General features: G+C 39.7%; 24 protein-coding genes. 15 read left to right on the top strand and 9 right to left on the bottom strand.

What is annotated here, in order from left to right:
• The 8 genes from PHR02_RS01230 to PHR02_RS01195 form a co-directional block, all read right to left on the bottom strand.
• Positions 1 to 891 carry a L,D-transpeptidase family protein gene (locus PHR02_RS01230; protein ID WP_299987763.1) on the bottom strand — a complete coding sequence of 297 codons (891 nt, stop codon included), beginning with the start codon at positions 889 to 891 and terminating at the stop codon, positions 1 to 3.
• 56 nt (positions 892 to 947) lie between these two features.
• The gene (era, locus tag PHR02_RS01225) at positions 948 to 1,826 is read right to left on the bottom strand and encodes a GTPase Era (RefSeq protein WP_299987762.1); all 879 of its coding nucleotides are present in this window, start codon (positions 1,824 to 1,826) and stop codon (positions 948 to 950) included.
• Positions 1,819 to 2,265 (bottom strand): 50S ribosomal protein L9, encoded by a 447-nt coding sequence (gene rplI / locus PHR02_RS01220; RefSeq protein WP_299987760.1) that lies wholly within the window; start codon positions 2,263 to 2,265, stop codon positions 1,819 to 1,821. Before rplI ends, era begins: the two co-directional genes overlap by 8 nt.
• 12 nt (positions 2,266 to 2,277) lie before the next feature.
• Positions 2,278 to 3,018, bottom strand: coding sequence for a ferredoxin-thioredoxin reductase catalytic domain-containing protein (locus tag PHR02_RS01215; RefSeq protein WP_299987758.1), 741 nt, complete (start codon positions 3,016 to 3,018; stop codon positions 2,278 to 2,280).
• An 11-nt stretch (positions 3,019 to 3,029) separates the two neighbouring features.
• Entirely contained in the window at positions 3,030 to 4,247 is a 1,218-nt protein-coding gene (locus PHR02_RS01210; RefSeq protein ID WP_299987756.1) for an argininosuccinate synthase, read from the bottom strand.
• 89 nt (positions 4,248 to 4,336) lie between these two features.
• Positions 4,337 to 4,591: a hypothetical protein gene (locus PHR02_RS01205; protein WP_299987753.1), complete on the bottom strand. Its 255-nt coding sequence runs from the start codon at positions 4,589 to 4,591 to the stop codon at positions 4,337 to 4,339.
• Positions 4,572 to 4,952: a flagellar export chaperone FliS gene (gene fliS, locus PHR02_RS01200; protein ID WP_299987750.1), complete on the bottom strand. Its 381-nt coding sequence runs from the start codon at positions 4,950 to 4,952 to the stop codon at positions 4,572 to 4,574. The genes PHR02_RS01205 and fliS overlap by 20 nt, the downstream gene beginning before the upstream one ends.
• Before the next feature lie 57 nt (positions 4,953 to 5,009).
• Entirely contained in the window at positions 5,010 to 5,405 is a 396-nt protein-coding gene (locus PHR02_RS01195; protein ID WP_299987747.1) for a flagellar protein FlaG, read from the bottom strand.
• Between the two features lie 92 nt (positions 5,406 to 5,497).
• Here PHR02_RS01195 and PHR02_RS01190 point away from each other — a divergent pair, with 92 nt between their 5' ends.
• Positions 5,498 to 6,703, top strand: coding sequence for an MFS transporter (locus PHR02_RS01190; RefSeq protein WP_299987744.1), 1,206 nt, complete (start codon positions 5,498 to 5,500; stop codon positions 6,701 to 6,703).
• Positions 6,700 to 6,984 (top strand): hypothetical protein, encoded by a 285-nt coding sequence (locus PHR02_RS01185; protein ID WP_299987741.1) that lies wholly within the window; start codon positions 6,700 to 6,702, stop codon positions 6,982 to 6,984. The genes PHR02_RS01190 and PHR02_RS01185 overlap by 4 nt, the downstream gene beginning before the upstream one ends.
• A 6-nt stretch (positions 6,985 to 6,990) precedes the next feature.
• On the opposite strand, the gene PHR02_RS01180 is transcribed toward PHR02_RS01185, so the two are convergent.
• Positions 6,991 to 7,404 (bottom strand): PAS domain-containing protein, encoded by a 414-nt coding sequence (locus tag PHR02_RS01180; protein ID WP_299987739.1) that lies wholly within the window; start codon positions 7,402 to 7,404, stop codon positions 6,991 to 6,993.
• A gap of 136 nt (positions 7,405 to 7,540) precedes the next feature.
• Here PHR02_RS01180 and PHR02_RS01175 point away from each other — a divergent pair, with 136 nt between their 5' ends.
• The 13 genes from PHR02_RS01175 to PHR02_RS01115 all read left to right on the top strand — a co-directional run bounded on the left by PHR02_RS01175 (position 7,541) and on the right by PHR02_RS01115 (position 17,791).
• On the top strand, positions 7,541 to 9,577 hold the full coding sequence (locus PHR02_RS01175; protein WP_299987735.1) for a hypothetical protein: 2,037 nt from the start codon (positions 7,541 to 7,543) through the stop codon (positions 9,575 to 9,577).
• Positions 9,574 to 10,671 (top strand): succinyl-diaminopimelate desuccinylase, encoded by a 1,098-nt coding sequence (dapE, locus tag PHR02_RS01170; RefSeq protein WP_299987732.1) that lies wholly within the window; start codon positions 9,574 to 9,576, stop codon positions 10,669 to 10,671. The genes PHR02_RS01175 and dapE overlap by 4 nt, the downstream gene beginning before the upstream one ends.
• Positions 10,672 to 10,700: 29 nt before the next feature.
• Positions 10,701 to 11,102 carry a DUF255 domain-containing protein gene (locus PHR02_RS01165; RefSeq protein ID WP_299987729.1) on the top strand — a complete coding sequence of 134 codons (402 nt, stop codon included), beginning with the start codon at positions 10,701 to 10,703 and terminating at the stop codon, positions 11,100 to 11,102.
• 1 nt (position 11,103) lies between these two features.
• Entirely contained in the window at positions 11,104 to 11,475 is a 372-nt protein-coding gene (locus tag PHR02_RS01160) for a RidA family protein (RefSeq protein ID WP_299987727.1), read from the top strand.
• Between the two features lie 61 nt (positions 11,476 to 11,536).
• Complete coding sequence (gene rplU / locus PHR02_RS01155; RefSeq protein WP_015654104.1) at positions 11,537 to 11,845, top strand: 50S ribosomal protein L21; 309 nt, start codon at positions 11,537 to 11,539, stop codon at positions 11,843 to 11,845.
• A 23-nt stretch (positions 11,846 to 11,868) separates the two neighbouring features.
• Positions 11,869 to 12,126, top strand: a complete 258-nt coding sequence (gene rpmA / locus PHR02_RS01150; RefSeq protein ID WP_299987723.1) for a 50S ribosomal protein L27 — start codon at positions 11,869 to 11,871, stop codon at positions 12,124 to 12,126.
• A 148-nt stretch (positions 12,127 to 12,274) separates the two neighbouring features.
• The gene (obgE, locus tag PHR02_RS01145) at positions 12,275 to 13,372 is read left to right on the top strand and encodes a GTPase ObgE (protein ID WP_295014024.1); all 1,098 of its coding nucleotides are present in this window, start codon (positions 12,275 to 12,277) and stop codon (positions 13,370 to 13,372) included.
• Complete coding sequence (gene proB / locus PHR02_RS01140; RefSeq protein WP_299987719.1) at positions 13,369 to 14,139, top strand: glutamate 5-kinase; 771 nt, start codon at positions 13,369 to 13,371, stop codon at positions 14,137 to 14,139. The genes obgE and proB overlap by 4 nt, the downstream gene beginning before the upstream one ends.
• A complete protein-coding gene (gene fmt, locus PHR02_RS01135) occupies positions 14,139 to 15,050 on the top strand; it encodes a methionyl-tRNA formyltransferase (RefSeq protein WP_299987716.1) in 912 nt (303 codons plus the stop codon). Before proB ends, fmt begins: the two co-directional genes overlap by 1 nt.
• Entirely contained in the window at positions 15,031 to 15,666 is a 636-nt protein-coding gene (locus PHR02_RS01130) for a biotin--[acetyl-CoA-carboxylase] ligase (protein WP_299987714.1), read from the top strand. The genes fmt and PHR02_RS01130 overlap by 20 nt, the downstream gene beginning before the upstream one ends.
• On the top strand, positions 15,663 to 16,448 hold the full coding sequence (locus PHR02_RS01125) for an AAA family ATPase (RefSeq protein ID WP_299932118.1): 786 nt from the start codon (positions 15,663 to 15,665) through the stop codon (positions 16,446 to 16,448). Before PHR02_RS01130 ends, PHR02_RS01125 begins: the two co-directional genes overlap by 4 nt.
• Before the next feature lie 9 nt (positions 16,449 to 16,457).
• Positions 16,458 to 17,300: a ParB/RepB/Spo0J family partition protein gene (locus tag PHR02_RS01120; RefSeq protein WP_299987711.1), complete on the top strand. Its 843-nt coding sequence runs from the start codon at positions 16,458 to 16,460 to the stop codon at positions 17,298 to 17,300.
• 68 nt (positions 17,301 to 17,368) lie between these two features.
• The gene (locus tag PHR02_RS01115) at positions 17,369 to 17,791 is read left to right on the top strand and encodes a F0F1 ATP synthase subunit B' (RefSeq protein WP_299987708.1); all 423 of its coding nucleotides are present in this window, start codon (positions 17,369 to 17,371) and stop codon (positions 17,789 to 17,791) included.
• Positions 17,792 to 17,798 lie beyond the last annotated feature (7 nt).

The following is a 17,798-nucleotide window of genomic DNA, read 5'->3' as shown; positions in this document are numbered from 1 at the left end:
TTAGTCTTCAGTTATGATAGAAATGGCTTGGTCTTTATTGATTCGGATAAGTAATGCTTTATCCCCTTTAGATTGATAGCTATCGCTTGAATATATTTGATAAAACGTAACTAAAAAAAGGTTACGTGCTTCACCAGGGTAAGGAATAATGTTGATTTCATTGAAAGAGATAGTTTTGTTTTCGTTTTTAGCAAAAATGCGTTCTTTGTAAGATTTAAATTGGTTGAAACTCATGTCATCGGAACGTTTAAAAGTGGGGTCATAAAATGATAAATAGGTATCAATATCGTTGTTGATCCATGAAGATTTCCATTGGTAAAGTCCTGCTAAAATAATTGAATATACATTTGAACTTACCCCTTGTTTGAGAGAAGAATCGATGATTAAAAGGGTATTGGAAAGATTAATATTTTTATCTAATTGGAGTAAGTCATCATTATTGATGGCAACGCATCCACGTGTGAAGGGATCACGCGAACCATTCAGAGGGACTCCGTGCACCCAGATACCATCACCGCTTTTACCACGAATTTTGTCATATAAATTAGGATATGAGGTGACGAATGCCATGGGACCATAAAATTGGTCAACGGTTTTTTTCTTTTCAGTAAAGGTGTAAATACCAATAGGTGTTTTTAAATCACCTTCTCTTTTTTTATCACCAGCATTTTTACCGGTTAATGCACTGTACTTTTTTTTCAGTGAAAATCGTTTTTGAGAATCCGGAGTATAGAGTTCAAGTAAGCCTTTGTCTTTATTGACAGTAAGCAGGGATAATGCACGTTCAAAATAACCAAAACGAAGATCTTTCTTCAATAGTGAGCCTGACCAATAGGAAGGATTACTCATCTCTTGCTCGAGCAGTTTTTTTCCACCGCTTTTATAGAGCATAAATGAGTCTTCCGAAAGCAATAGTGTCAAGGACGCTATCGAAATAAGAAACGCCTTTACCATTCGTATCCTAGATCACTTAAGAATTTTTTATCACTAGTCCACCCTTTTTTAACTGAAACGAAAAGTTCAAGGTATACTGGTTTTGAGGCTAATCGCTCAATTTTTTCTCGGGCGTTTTGTCCAATTCGCTTGATGGCCGCCCCACCTTTGCCGATAATAATACCTTTTTGGGAATCCTTTTCAACAATTATAGTCGCACGAATATGTTCTACTGGCGTATCCTCATCAATTTTATCGATGATGACATCGGATTCGTAAGGAATTTCATCGCTGATATTATCGAAAATTGCTTCACGGATAAATTCTTTGTAAATGGTACGTATCATTTCTGTTGTAATGTTTTCAGGGTCGTAGAGATAAGGAGATTCATCGAGATGTTTAACAAGGGTGTCGAGTAGGTCTTTTTTTCCGACATTTTTAGTGACAGACATTGGAATTAGAGCCAGAAAATGGTCGCTAAAGCGGTTGTATTCACCGATTTTTTTGAGGAGTTCAGCCTGTGAAATTTGATCAATTTTACTCAAAACGATAATATGCTTACGTTTGTCAGAATTGATTTCCAAAAACTTTTCATAATGAATTGTTTTATCAGATGCAGGTGCCAAATAAACGACAACATCACAATCTCCAATTGCTTTGAGTGCTTCTTCGAGCATGTATTGATTGAGCAGTTTTTCAGCCTGATGGAGCCCAGGCGTATCAACGAAAATAATCTGATCATCATTGTGCATAACGATAGCGTTAGAACGTTTACGGGTTGCATTCGCTTTATGGCTGACAAGAGCGATTTTTTCACCCAAAATCCAGTTCATTAGGGTACTTTTTCCTGCATTGGGTCGCCCGACGAGGGCAACAAATCCTGCTTTATTCACCTTTGATCTCTAGATGAAGTATCGCGTGAATGCCGTGACCGAGCTTGAGGTCCAAGTCGTGCAAACCGGTTGTTTTAATGCCGTGTTTTGCATCAAGTTCTTTTTTATCGATTTCAATATTATGTTGAATTTTTAACGCATCTGTAATTTCTTCTTTAGTAACAGCACCAAATAAATGGCCGGTATTACCCAGTTTTTTTGAAATCACTACTTTAATATCAGCAAGCTGCGTTTTAGTAGCATTAAGACGTTCAATTTCTGCTGCCTCGTGGGCAGCTTTCTTCTTTTGTTCTGACTCATATTTTTTTAAAACTTCATGGGTTGCAGCAAATGCTAACCCTTTTCCGATTAAAAAATTTTTACCGTAGCCATCTGCTACCTCTTTGATCTCGCCGGATTTTCCGACTCCTTTAACATCTTTTGTCAATAATACTTTCATTTTAATCCTTGATTAACCGCGAACGATTACGCCGCCATAAGAGACGATGCCGTGCGCGAGATTGGAAACTTTAGTGTATCCCATATCTGACAAGATACGTTGACAATGGGCACTTCGGCTTCCGACATGACAATAAACGATAATGTTTTCGTCTTTCTCTAATTTCGATTCAGTAAGGGTTTGGAAGAAGCTGCTCGTCGGTATCAATACGTCAGCTCCGGAAATACGTCCCATTTTCCACTCCATCCATTCACGAACATCGACTACTTTAAATTTAACCATACCGAGTTCACGTGCTTCAAAAAGAGATGTTAACTCGTCACTATCCAGATCACTTTTGTGCAAGAGCATTTCACATTCTTCTTTAGTTAATCCACGTGAGTGTTGATGGGTGACTTCTTCAACTCCCATCTCCATGCGCTTAGCTGCTGCAAATTCTGGCGTACAGAAGATTTGACAGTGGCAGACACCTTCCTCTGGAAGCTCTTTTTCAATGGCGGTTGTACAAGGACAGAGGCGATTATCAGTACTTTGATATTTGCCTTCTACCTCTTCAACCATATAACAAGGGCAAAAACGTTTGCCATACATCATCTTATTTCGAGCAAGTCCGAGTTGAACACCCTCGTTGATCTCTTCTTGTGGATTGTATGCCCAATTAAATTGGCTGACCACTTTATCGGTAAATTTGATCGTTTTTTCGAGTTCCGCTTGGAACTCATCCGAATTCATATCTATTTTGATGATGCTCATACGTAAATTCCTTATTTATTTTTTCGTGCTTTACCGGCAATGATAAAACGGAGTGCATTAAGTTTGATAAATCCGCCTGCATCTTTTTGATCGTAAACAGAATCTTCTTCGAATGTACAGTATTCAGGGTTGAAGAGTGAAAGATCCGAACTGCGTCCAACAACCATAATATTCCCTTTATAAAGTTTCAATCGAACGCTTCCACGTACATTTTGTTGGGTCTTATCGATAGCCGCTTGGAGCATTTCCCGTTCTGGTGCAAACCAGAAACCATTATAAATGAGTTTAGCATAACGTGGCATCAACTCGTCTTTTAGGTGAGCTTCTTCGCGATCTAGTGTCAATGATTCGATGGCACGGTGAGCTTTAATCATGATAGTTCCCCCCGGAGTTTCGTAACAACCGCGACTTTTCATTCCAACAAAGCGGTTTTCAACGATATCGGCACGTCCTATCCCATGGCGTCCTCCAATAATGTTGAGTTGTTCCAACATAACAGCAGGGGAGAGTGCTTTGCCGTTTAGGCTGATAGGATCTCCTTTTTCGTAGCCAATTTCAATGTACTCTGCTTCATCAGGTGCATCCTGAGGGGATACCGTCCAACGCCACATACTCTCTTCAGGTTCTGCAGCAGGATCTTCCAAAATTCCACCCTCATACGAAATGTGAAGGAGGTTGGCGTCCATAGAATATGGAGATTTTTTACCGCTCATTTCGATTTTGATTCCATGCTCTGCCGCATACGCGAGTAGCTTTTCTCTCGAGTTCAAATCCCATTCACGCCAAGGTGCGATGATAGTGAGCGCACTATTTTGTCCGAGGTAACCCATTTCAAAACGAACTTGGTCATTTCCTTTTCCGGTAGCACCGTGACTGACCGCATCGGCACCCGTGATGCGGGCAATTTCAGCTTGGCGTTTTGCGATCAAAGGACGTGCAATCGATGTTCCGAGCAAATATTCACCCTCATAAATCGCATTGGCACGAAACATCGGGAAAACGTAATCGCGTACGAACTCTTCACGAAGGTCTTCGATGTAAATATTTTCAGGTTTAATCCCGAGGCTGATCGCTTTGGCGCGAGCCGGTTCTACCTCTTCACCTTGCCCGATATCGGCCGTAAAAGTGACAACTTCGCATTTATACTCATCTTGGAGCCATTTTAAAATAACACTCGTATCCAATCCGCCGGAATAGGCGAGAACAACTTTTTTAACCTCTTTTTTCATACATGCATCCTTATCATTGATACCCATACTCCATTTATACAGTGTGGAGTGAATAGCGCGATTTTATCAAAAAAATGGTGAGAAAAGGGTTAAAATTTTAGATTTAATGAATGTGTTTGCTGGGCTTCAGTAGATTTGAGAAAATCCAAGCTATTCTTGAGTTGTTGTAGCGTTTGTGCTGTTTGGATTTTCTTTTGTTCTAAGAGAATTTTACTTTGTTGGAGAAGGTAAGCTGCTTCTTCCATTTGTTTAAGTGTCTCAAATTTAGGCATTTCGTTAATTAATACGGAGATCCGATCAATTTCTTCGAGAACCAGAGCAGTTTTAAGCTTGGTTAGCCACATTAGTACTCTCTTTCCACGCTTCTAGAAGTCCTTTGAATACTTGGGTTACTTCATCTAGTTTAGTGCTATTATTATAAAGATTTGCTTCACTGAGAAGTCGAAGTTGATAGCTGTAAAGGCCTGCAAGATAATGCGAAATTTCACCTTGGTTGTAATCCAAAATATTGATTAATTCAGTTAAAACTGCATTGGAACGGTTGATCCAATAAGTACGTCTTTCAATATCATTGTCACCAATAGAGCGTTTGGCCTGCATGTTGAAGCGTAAAATCCCCTCATACATCATTTGAATAAGTTTTTCAGGTGATTCAACACCGATATTATTTTGTGTGTAAGCATTGTAAGCTAAATTAGTGTACATAAATATCCCTTTAATGTCATCGAAAAATAATTTAAAGTATAACTTTGAGTGGGTTCATTACCCTTTTTGATCGAATAATAGCCCATTGACTTCTTGCATTTTTGGCAATAATTGCTCCGCCTGTTCTAATGGAAAACGTCTAAGTAAACGATTACTTTTAGTTTCAATTACAGAGACGTAAAAATCCTCTGAAGTGTTGTCAAAACCGAATTTTAGTGACGTGTTGAACGGATCAAGAGAACGATTGAGTTGATCGATCAATTTATCCATATCTTTTTGTGAATCAATCTTAGTTGTTTTTTGCTCATTGTCAGTTTGACTGACTTTGTCTTGATTAATCTGAGCCTTTTGAATTTCTTGAACACTTTGCGTATTTTGCAATTCTGTGGCAGCAGGTTTTTGGGCAGTTGCTTGACTTTGCTGCATTTTGGCAGTAGTTTGCAATATTTCCATGATACTTCTCCTTGAGATACCTAAAACATTTCTACTCCCTAAATCGACCAGCTCAATAAAAACTTTAACCTTCACATGATATTCTTGCATTTATGAAACGTTATTTTTCCCTTTTACGGCGTGAACCGCTGCTTCGTCGCCTCTCTTTTATTCAACTGCTTGCTTATTTTGGTGCATGGTTTAGTAATGTCGCGATTTATACACTCTTAATCCAAATGGGAGCGGATGCTTCAACAATCGCCTTGGTTGCTGCCCTTCACTTTCTTCCCGGAGTTTTTCAAGCACCATTGAGTGGTGTTATACTTGATCGTATTCATCCAAAACGACTTATGATAATTTTGACCATTATAGAAATTTTTTCTACCCTTACTCTCATCACGGTTGATAATGTTGGAATGTTATGGCTGTTATATGTATTGGTTTTTATTCGTATGGGGGCATCAAGTTTTCATTTTACGGTAGAGATGTCGTTGCTTCCTCGAATTTTAGAAGGTAAATCACTTCAGACTGCTAATGAAATTCACTCGATTATCTGGTCTCTATCGTATACATTCGGTATGGCTTTAAGTGGTTTGGTTGTTTATTGGGTAGGTGTTACTACCGCTTTTTTACTGGATGCCGGATTATTTGTTATCGTCCTTTTTTTACTATCATCCCTTAATATAGAGATTGAATTTTCGAAAAATAGTGCAAAATTAGGTTTTATGATGAGAGAGGCTTTTAGTTACATACGTAATCATCCTATTGTTTTGCATTTGATGATTCTTCATGCCATTATTGGATTTACGGCATTTGATGCTTTGGTAGCATTAGCAGCAAAACATTTTTATGCTCAAATTATTGCGGTCTCTTTAGGAATTGGTTTGCTTAATGCAGCAAGGGCATTTGGGCTTGTCATCGGTCCGATGGTGTTAGGGAATTGGATTAATAATTCACGATTAGGTCTATTATTGCTCGCTGAAGCAGCATCTATAATGTTTTGGGCTTTAGTCATTGATGATTTTTATCTCTCACTGGTTGCTTCTGTGGGTGTCGGATTTGTAACAACAACCTTGTGGTCGTATACATATACACTATTGCAACATCATACAGATAGTAATTTTTATGGTCGTGTTATCGCATATAATGATATGATTTTTTTAGGAGTAGGGGCATTTGTCTCTTTGCTAATAGGATATTTAGCCGTTTTAGGGCTCTCTTTAGGGATGATTACCTTGTTTTTGGGATCTGTCTTTGCTTTGGCTGCCTTTTATTACAGATGGATACGACGTACATACACTTTAGAGGAGATCGGATGAAAAATAAGATGATATTTGTATCCAACGACCAAGAGATTGATTTAGGAAAAATTACTCGCCTCTATCCGGCTGCTTTGATCCACGCAGGTGGTGAAAGTGCATCGGTATCATTAGAATGGGCTGAGTTAAAAGCGAATCAAATAACGCTTGAAGCCTATGTATTGGTTTGCGATTTTGATCCAGTGGGAGAGGTTCCGCTCAATCGAGTAGAACTCCGTTTTGATACTAAAGAGGAACTTTTTTGTGTTATGCGAGAGATTGCAATGCAGGTAAAAAAATAATCTAAATTAATGTTCTTGTGCGAGTAACTCTTTGTATTGTTCTTCGACTATTTTAAGACGGTTTCGATCGGGCATTTTACGTGATGCAATATAACCGATAATTTCTCCCGTTTCATCAAGTTTTGGGACAATATGGACAACAACCCAGTAAAATTTACCGTCTTTACGAAGGTTCTTAACATACCCTTCCCAAATTTTCCCACTCTGAATAACTTTCCACATCCCTTCAAATCCTGCTTTAGGCATATCCGGATGACGCAAGATACTATGTGGTTGTCCGACGGCTTCGACGGCTGAGTAGAGTGTCATTTCTGTAAATTTACGGTTGACATAGGTTATAATACCTTTAGTATCAGTTTCGGAAATCAAACTTCGTCCATCAAATAATACTTCTTCGTTTATGGGGTTAGGTCGTTTCATTTGGCATCTCCTAAACTTAGATTAGAATATAAAAGTGCGATTATAACTCGATTCTTACTTAAATAAAAGTAAATTTTTTTATTTTTGCATCTTATTTGATAAAATAGTTCCTTAATTTAATAAACGTGGTGCAGTCATGATTTTAGAGGCTCAAGCTTCCATCTTTATCAACTATGATAGCTTTGGGTATTCGATTGGTTTGGCTATGTTTGAGCCCAGCGGGCTAAAAGGGTGGATGTGTGAAATTGAGGCTGAACCGTCTCACCCTTACAGTGCTATTGATCGTTTATTGCATTTATTATTTGTGACAAACTGTACGCACTTGATTATTGGTGCATCATCAAGGAAACTTTTTGATGATGTAGCGAGTAGTTTTACGACTTTTGTAATCACCTATGATGAGCAAATATTTGAGTTAGACGAACAAAACACGCTATTTCAAGCGATGTTCAATCTCCAATCTCTATTAAGCCCGATTGAACATTTAAATTTAGAAATTCGGCCGCTATGTTCCCAAGCTCTAGCTTTGATGGCATACTATCAAACTAAGCACAAGAATTTTGTTCCCTATACACTTCCCAAGATTTTAGAAACACCACAATTAATGGAACTCGGTAATAATGCTTTAGAACAGCTTGAAATGACCAGTGCTGATTTGCGCATTTCAACCATTTCTACCCTTTTTTTAACCATGTCTACTCCTATGGGAAAAAGATTAGGTCGTTTTCGACTTTTTTTGCCTATTAGAGAGTCTCAAGAAATTCAAAAACGGTTCGATTGGATTGAAATAGTGAATCCGCACTCACTATGGCTTCAAGAAAAATTGCTTCATATCGGTGATTTAGAGCTTTTATGGCAAAGGTTGCAAGAACGTCAAAAAGATCGATTTAACGATTTTTACAATGCATGTATTTTTATGATTGAAATACAAGCGTATTGTGTCAGACATAAATTAAATTTTATTCTTCCATCAGAGACACTATTGGAAGGATGGGAGATAGAGCTTAAAAATAATTATTATAATCGTCAGTGGCTGCTAAGTCAAACTCAGTTCGTCCACACTACCATTGACTGGATCGCGCAGGTGGATGTAGCTGTTTCTTCGGCGATTAATGCTCAAAAATACGCACTTACACGTCCATCTCTTGTGGATTCATGTGATGAAAACTTTTTGCAAATAAGCGGTTTACGTCATTTATTGATTGAATCTCAGGGAATATCTTATGTCGCGAATGATATTGTGATGGGGAATCGTGATCATGTTGATTTACCCTATCCTGATACGGTAATGTTGGATTCTAAAGTACATGATGGAGCCAATATCCGAGGTGTATTGCTGTATGGAATTAACTCCAGCGGGAAATCTTCTCTAATGAAAAGTATCGGTATCGCCGTGACTTTGGCTCAAGCTGGATTTTTTGTTCCGGCGAAGGGAATGAAATTTTCGCTGTTTGATGGGATTTATACGCGTATTCAATCACGTGATAATGTAGCAAAATCACTCTCAACCTTTGGGGTGGAGATGTTAGAACTTAACACAATTTTCACGCGTGCAACATCTCGCTCTCTTGTCTTGGGTGATGAAATAAGTCATGGTACTGAAACACTCTCGGCAGTAGCCATCGTCGCGAGTACAATAATAGAATTGAATAAAAAAGGGTGCCTGTTTTTAATGACAACACATTTACATCAGCTCTCTATGGTCAGTGAGCTCAGCCGTTTACGTGAAGTAGTGCATTTACATTTGAGTGTACGGTATGATGAAGGAAGTGATCGGTTGGTCTATGATCGTATTCTAAAATCTGGGCGGGGAAGCAGTGTGTATGGATTAGAATTTGCCGAATCTCTCCATATGAACCCCCATTTTTTACAAAATGCTGCGCGGCTACGAGAGAGCTTAGCCAAAGAATACGATGTCCTCGAATTGGGTAATCAAAAAGAGTATATTAAACGCTATCGTGAAGTGGTGGCATCTGAATGCGTCATCTGCGGAGCGTTGGTTCGAAATCTGCAAAAAAATCCCGCTTTAAAAGAGCATCATCATCTTATCCCTATATGTGAAACCCATTCTCGTCAAATTTCGCAAGGCAAAATCAAACTGCAAGGTTTTATAATGACACCGAATGGTTTACGTCTAGAATATGAGACGCAATTAAAAGAGGATGGACATTGAACGTTATAGAGCTATTTAAGCATCTTTTGGAATCACCGAGTGTCACTCCCGAAGATGGTGGAATTTTTGAATTTTTGTCAGAGTATCTGCATGATTTTGAGATAATCCGAATCGATAAAGAAGGGGTGAAAAATCTTTTTGCTTACCGTCGTTTCGGAGAAGGAAAACACCTCTGCTTCGCCGGACATGTCGATGTTGTCCCCTCAGGGGAGGGGTGGAATAGTGATCCGTTTGTAGCAACCGAGATTGAGGGGTATATTTATGCACGTGGTGCACAGGATATGAAAAGTGGTGTGGCGGCTTTTACCCAAGCACTTAAAGAAGCACACGATTTTAACGGCACTCTTTCAATTCTATTGACATCCGATGAAGAGGGACCTGCAAAATACGGGACAGTTGAGGTATTAACATATCTTAAAGAACAGAATCTTCTACCGGATGCTGTTGTTGTAGCCGAACCGACGTGTGAAGAAAAATTTGGTGATGCAATCAAAGTTGGCCGTCGCGGCTCTATTAATGGAGTGATTGAAATTACGGGAAAACAGGGACATGCTGCTTATCCTGAAAAAGCGATCAACCCCGTCCATCAAATTGCACCAGTTCTTTCTAAGATTGCAGGTGCTTTTTTGGATGAAGGGGATGAGTATTTCGCCCCAAGTCAGATTGTGATCACCGATATTCGTGCAGGAATTGAGACAACGAATGTTTCACCCGGAAAACTGAAAATGATGTTTAATGTCAGAAATTCTACTTGCACCGATAAAGAAAAAATAGCATTTTTTATCGCCTCACATCTCAAAGGGTTAGATTACACGCTAAGTCTTGATCAATCAGCCCACCCGTTTGTGACCGATGCAAATACGCTAATTGTACAAACACTCATGAAATCTATATATGAGACATGTGGAGTTATGCCGAAAAAATCGACTGCAGGAGGGACATCAGATGCACGTTTCGTGGCATGGTATGGAATTGATGTCATCGAATTTGGAGTTATTAACGACACAATTCATGCTCCTAATGAGCGTACATCGATAGACGAAGTGAGAAATCTTTACACTGTTTTTACAAAGTTGATTGATAATTTTCGCTAAAATTCCGTTTTACACGAAAAGGGTAAATAATGAAAAAAGTAGTTTTATTGGTGCTATTAATGACAAGCCTCTTTGGAACTGACATCGTATGGCAGGATACATTTGCTGCTGCATCGGCTAAAGCTAAAAAAGAGTCAAAACCTTTATTGGTACTTATCACGAGTGAGCAATGTCGATGGTGCCGTAAGCTTGAACAAACAACGCTTCAAGATCAGGATGTCATTTCAAAATTAAATTCAAAGTTTGTAATGGTTCACGTCACACGTGACAAAAGTATTTATCCGAAAAACTTAACGGCAAAAATGGTTCCAATGAACTATTTTTTAGATGCCAATGGAAAAGTGATTTACTCAATGCCGGGATATTGGCCTGTCGAAGATTACCAATCGATTCTTGATGATGCTATTAACCGATACAATAAAGGAAAATAATATGGAATACATTCAAACTCATAATGCACCTGCTGCAATAGGACCGTACTCACAAGCAATTGTTGCCAATGGAATGGTATTTACATCAGGGCAGATTGCACTAAAGCCTTCAGGTGAGATGATAAATGGTACAGTTAGCGAACAATGTGTTCAAGTGATTTCCAATCTTAAAGCGGTTTTGGATGCATCGGGGAGTTCATTTAATAAAGTAATTAAAACAACGATCTTTTTGGCAGATATGGATGACTTTGCAGTTGTTAACGCTATTTACGGAGATGCATTTGGTGATCATAAGCCAGCGCGCTCCACCGTAGCTGTGAAAACATTGCCAAAAAATGCACTTGTTGAGATCGATGCAATCGCTTTAATTTAAGCTTAAATAAACGTTGGCTATAATTCGCCACTTTTTGTAGACTTGTAAGTAAGGAACGCTAATGTACGCAATTATCAAAAACGGCGGAAAACAGTATAAAGTTCAAGAGGGTGATATCCTTTTGTTCGATAAAATGGGACTTGATCCTAAAACCACCGTCGAAATCAAAGAAGTTCTTGCCGTTAATAACGGTGAACTTAAAACTGGTACTCCATTTGTTGAGGGTGCTGTTGTTACTGCTGAGGTTATCAATGAAGGTCGTGACCGTAAAGTCGTGATCTACAAAAAACGTCGTCGTAAAGACAGTAAATTGAAGCGTGGTTTCAGAAGAGATCACACACGCGTTCGCATCGTTAAAATCGCTGCGTAATTATTTAAAAGTAGGAGGACAGCATGGCTCATAAGAAAGGTCAGGGTAGTACACAGAATAACCGCGACTCAGCGGGACGTAGACTCGGTGTCAAAAAATACGGTGGTGAAATGGTACGCGCGGGTAATATTATTATCCGTCAACGCGGAACAAAAGTTCACCCGGGTAAAAACATGGGTATGGGTAAAGACCACACATTGTATGCGTTGGTTGACGGTATCGTTGCATTTGAACGTAAAGACAAAAAACGCAAACAAGTCTCTATCATCCCTGCCGCATAATTTTCACTTACATCGGGCTATCGCCCGATTTTGAATCCATTTCCTAAATTATCTTTTTAATCGTGTACTTGAGAATCGAAGTACAGTGTTAAGCAAATAATAGTTGTCTCATTAGAGGCAAATGTTCAAAACAACTTTAAGGACATCCATGTTTAGTGATAGTGTAGAAATTACCGTCTCCTCTGGAAAAGGGGGAGCAGGGTGTGTTGCTTTTAGACGGGAGAAATATGTCCTTCAAGGTGGTCCAAACGGTGGTGACGGCGGTCGCGGTGGTGATGTTTATTTCAAAGTAGACAACAACACCCATACCCTTGCACACTTCCAAGGGAACAAAAACCTCAAAGCCGATAAAGGTCAACCGGGTGCAGGCTCCAACATGGCGGGTAAAGCCGGTAAACGTCTCGTGGTGGTTGTTCCTCCGGGAACGCAAGTCGTGGATGTTGAAACAGGCGATATTTTATTGGATCTACTCGAAGACGGTAAAGAGGTTCTCTTTTTAGAAGGGGGACGCGGTGGTCTTGGAAACGTTCACTTTAAATCTTCTACCAACCAAAAACCGATGTACGCTCAACCGGGTGAACCTGCGATTACGCGTGTTCTTCGACTTGATCTTAAATTGATCGCGGATGTCGGATTAGTAGGATTCCCTAATGTCGGTAAATCGACCTTGATCTCTACAGTCTCTAACGCTCGTCCTGAAGTAGCCAACTATGAGTTTACGACACTGACTCCGAAACTCGGACAGATTAATATCGGTGAGTTTGATTCGTATATTATGGCGGATATTCCGGGGATTATTGGCGGAGCATCTGAGGGAAAAGGTCTTGGACTTAAATTCCTTCGTCATATTGAGCGGACAAAAACCCTTTTGTTTATGATTGATTTGGCATCGTACCATGAGCTTGAGTACCAATATGAAACTCTCAAACAAGAGCTTGAAAAATTCTCACCTCTTTTAGCGGAACGTAACTATGCCATTGCCCTTACACGCGCCGATGCGATGAGCCCCGAAGAAGCAATCGAAAAAACGAATGCGTTTTTGAAACTTGTTAATCTTGATCCTGTTAAAAAAAGCCGATTTGCTTTCAGCGACGAGTATCCGGTGTATGAACAAGCCGATTTTGACAAAGCGTTTTATGAGCGCTCCAAACCGGCATTTATTGCACCGATCTCTTCGGCAATCAATCTCAATATCAAACCATTAACGTATGCACTCTATCAAATGGTCGTAACGGAGCGCGCATGAAGCGGATCGTTGTCAAAGTCGGAAGTGCGGTTTTAAGCGACCATGAGCGTATCGCAAAAGACCGTATGCAAAACCTCGTCGATTTTATCGCTGAGCTCAAAAAAAGTTATGAAGTGATCCTCGTCTCTTCGGGGGCGGTTGCGGCAGGGTATACCGAACTTAAACTCGATAAAAAGATTTTGGCGAACAAACAAGCCCTCGCATCCATCGGTCAGCCGATTTTGATGAATAAATACCGCAAGATGTTCGAACACTATTCTATTCTATCCTCCCAAGTATTGGTAACAGCGGCTAACTTCAATACCGCCGAAGAGTCCCAAAAAGCGAAAGATACGATTGAAACTCTCCTTAAACATAATGTTGTTCCGATCATTAACGAAAATGATGCGACGGCGACGGAAGAGTTGATTTTGGGAGATAATGACCAGCTCTCGGCTTATGCGGCTCACCATTTCGGTGCTGAGTTACTCGTTATCCTCTCCGATATTGATGCGTATTATGATAAAGATCCACGAAGTCATGAGGATGCAAAAGTACGTTCACGTATTGAATCTATTACTCCAGAAGAACTCTCTTTGGAAGTAACACCGAATCATAACTTTGCGACGGGTGGGATTGTGACGAAACTCAAAGCGGCCGATTTTCTTCTTAAACGTGGCGGAGCGATGTTTTTGGCAAGTGGATTTGATCTGAGCGATGCTAAAAGCTTTTTGATTGAGGGGCAACATCGCGGAGGCAGTCTGTTTAAAGCCACTGAGGAGCTTTAATGACCCGTGTTATTTTTATGGGGACACCCGATTATGCGGCATCGATTTTAGAAGCACTGATCGAAGCGAATGATGTTGAAGTGGTAAGTGTTTACACTCAACCCGATAAGCCGGTAGGACGAAAAGCTATTATGAGCGCTCCGATTGTTAAAACGGTAGCTCAAAATGCAAATATCCCCGTGATACAGCCTAACAGACTTCGAGATGAAGCCGTAGTGAATGAACTTTTGGCAACATCGTGCGATATGATCATTGTCGCGGCATACGGGCAGATACTTCCAAAAGCGATTTTAGATCATGCACCGTGTATCAATCTTCACGCCTCTATTCTCCCTCACTACCGTGGTGCGAGTCCGATTCAGCAAAGTTTGTTGAATAATGATACCCAAAGCGGTGTTACGGCCATGTGGATGGATGAGGGGCTTGATACAGGCTCGATTATCAAAATTGAAACGCTCACTATCGGTAAAGATGAGATGGTGGAGTCGTTGTATTCGCGTCTTACTGATGCAGCGGTAGATTTGACCCTCGATGTTATCCGTAACTGGGATCGCAAAAGTGCGGTGAGTCAAAATGATGAGCAAGCCACGAACTGTAAAAAAATCATTAAATCAGACGGCTTGATTGATTTCACTGATGCACGAGAAATCTATAACCGCTATCGTGCTTATACGCCATGGCCCGGATTATTTAGCGAATCAGGACTAAAGATCAAAGAGCTGAACCTCGAAGAAGAGGCGAGTCTCGGTGAAGCAGGGAAAATTATTCATATGGATAAAGAGGGTATTGTTGTTCAATGCTCTCGTGGTTCCCTTCGTATCACAAGGGTTCAAGCTCCCTCCAAACAAGAGACTTCAGTCGTTGATTATCTCAACGGAAAACGGATAGGGTGTGGACATTCATTGGTTTGAGTCGCTGGGGTCAACCCAAAGCTATATTATTGAAGAACTTAAAACCTCACGCTTAAACGCACCTGTATGTATCGGAACCCTGTCTCAGACGAATGGTAAAGGTTCGAGAGGCAATAGTTGGATAGGAGAAGAGGGTAATCTCTTTATTTCACTTGCAATAGAGCGTTCAATGTTACCTGAGGATTTAAAACTTGAATCTTCATCGATCTATTTTGCTTTTTTAATGAAAGAATTATTAGCTTCAATGGATTCTAAAATTTGGCTTAAATGGCCGAATGATTTTTATCTTTACGATAAAAAAATTGGCGGTGCTGTCACTAATTTAATTGGCAATAGTCTTGTTTGCGGAATCGGAATAAATTTGATGAATGCGCCGATAGGTTTCGAAAAACTTGATATTAAAATTAATCCATACGATTTAACAAAAGCTTATGGAGAGTTGTTTGCACATTTACCAACGTGGAAGCAGATTTTTAGCAACTACCAGATAGAATTTGAAAACAGTAGAGAATTTTTTACCCACAACAATAATGAAAAAGTTGCACTTCAGAAGGCCGTTTTACTTGAAGACGGATCGCTAATGTGTGACGGCCAAAGGATATTTAGTTTACGATGAGTGAAGTTATTGTTATCGCCAATCAAAAAGGGGGAGTGGGTAAAACCACAACCGCCGTCAACTTAGCCGCATCCCTAGCCGTTGCAGAAAAAAAAGTATTGCTGATCGATGCTGATCCGCAGGCAAACGCAACGACCTCTTTAGGGTACCATCGCAACAACTATGAGTTTAATATTTATCATGTATTAATTGGTGCAAAAAAACTCCGTGAAATTATTTTAAAAACATCATTACCAAAACTTTTTTTGGCACCATCGAATATTGGTCTTGTCGGAGTTGAAAAAGAGTACTACGATGCAGATAATGCTAAAGGGCGTGAGCTTATTTTAAAGCGTGCTATTGCACAAGTAAAAGACGAATATGATTATGTGATTATTGATTCACCTCCGGCACTTGGGCCAATGACGATCAATGCCCTTTCAGCCTCAAATTCGGTTATTATCCCAATCCAATGTGAGTTTTTTGCGCTTGAGGGCTTGGCGCAACTTCTAAATACAGTAAAGTTGGTACGAAAAACAATTAATCCAAAGTTAACTATAAAAGGGTTTTTACCAACGATGTACAGTGCACAAAATAATCTTTCACGTCAAGTATTTGCCGATTTACGTCAACATTTTCAGGCGAAACTTTTTAAATCCGGTGGAAGTGATGATTATATCGTTATTCCACGTAATGTAAAATTAGCAGAATCTCCGAGTTTCGGAAAACCTGCTATTTTGTATGATGTAAAATCAAGCGGCTCTATGGCGTACCAAGATTTGGCACACGCTATTATCGCCTAAAGGAAAAAAATGGCGAAAGCATCCGCATTGGGCAGAGGACTTGGCGCACTGTTAAGCGAAATAGAAGAGGCGTACGATAATGAACTGCCAAAAAAAGGTGGTGTTGAGGAAGTAGCGGTCTCTAAAATTCGACCAAACCCCTATCAACCCCGTAAACATTTTGATCAGGAAAGTTTGCTAGAACTTTCTGAGTCGATTAAAGCACACGGATTGCTCCAGCCTATAGTTGTCAAAGAAGATCTTGATGGTTATATCCTTATTGCTGGCGAGCGTCGACTCCGTGCAAGTAAATTAGCTAAAAATAAAACAATCAAAGCTATTGTTGTTTCTGTCAGTGATGAGCAGATGAGGGAACAAGCATTGATTGAAAACATTCAGCGGGATGAGCTTAATGTCATCGATCTAGCACAAGCGTATCAAGAGTTGATTGATATTCATGAACTAACACACGAACAACTTTCTCAAACCGTTCACAAAAGCCGTACACAGATCACCAATACATTACGATTATTACAATTGAGCGATAAAGGACGTAAAGCACTTGTTGATGGGAAAATTAGTGCAGGGCATGCTAAAGTTATTTTAGGACTTGATCCACGAGAACAAACTATGATGATCGACTCAATTATTGGCCAAAAACTCAGTGTTCGTGATCTAGAAACGATGATTAAAAAAATTAAAGTACCTGCTACATCTGCAACGGTGTCTTCAGAAATTGAAACATTAGATTTTTCTGCATTGAAAAAATATTTGAGCATGAATGGTTATAAATGTGGCACAAAAGGTGACAAGCTAACGATAGAATTTGAAGACAATGATCAAATTGAATCATTTTTAGGCCTACTTTCTTAATATCTCACCACGTTTAACTGTCCCTTCAATTTATAAGTTGTATAATCACGCAACTTTTAGGAGGTGGTATGTTAGATATAAGTCCGATGCTGCTTGGCAGCACACTGATTGTCTTCCTTGTCCTTATTGCCCTACTAAACAGTTTGCTTTACAAACCTCTTTTCAGTTATATGGAAAAACGGGATGCAGATATTAAAAAAGATTTGGAACAAGTTGGTAACAACGATTCCGAAATCGCTGCATTTCACGCCAAAGCTGAGAAGATTATGAGTGATGCTAAACTGGAAGCAGCGGCATTAAGAGAAAAAGTTATTGCTGAGGCCAAAGCGCTGGCAAATAGCAAAATAGAGACAAAACGTGCTGAATTAGCACTTGAGTACGCAACGTTCGAAGGCGAACTGTCTGCAGAACAAACACGGTTGATTGCTGCACTTCAAAATGAAGTGCCTGCATTCCAAACGGCTGTATCAGCAAAATTAAGTCAAATATGAGGTACGC

This window comes from Sulfuricurvum sp. (assembly GCF_028688295.1).
In the GTDB taxonomy this organism is placed as follows: Bacteria; Campylobacterota; Campylobacteria; order Campylobacterales; family Sulfurimonadaceae; genus Sulfuricurvum.
The sequence above is the reverse complement of the archived record's forward strand: the minus strand, read 5'-3'. Positions and strand labels throughout refer to the sequence as shown.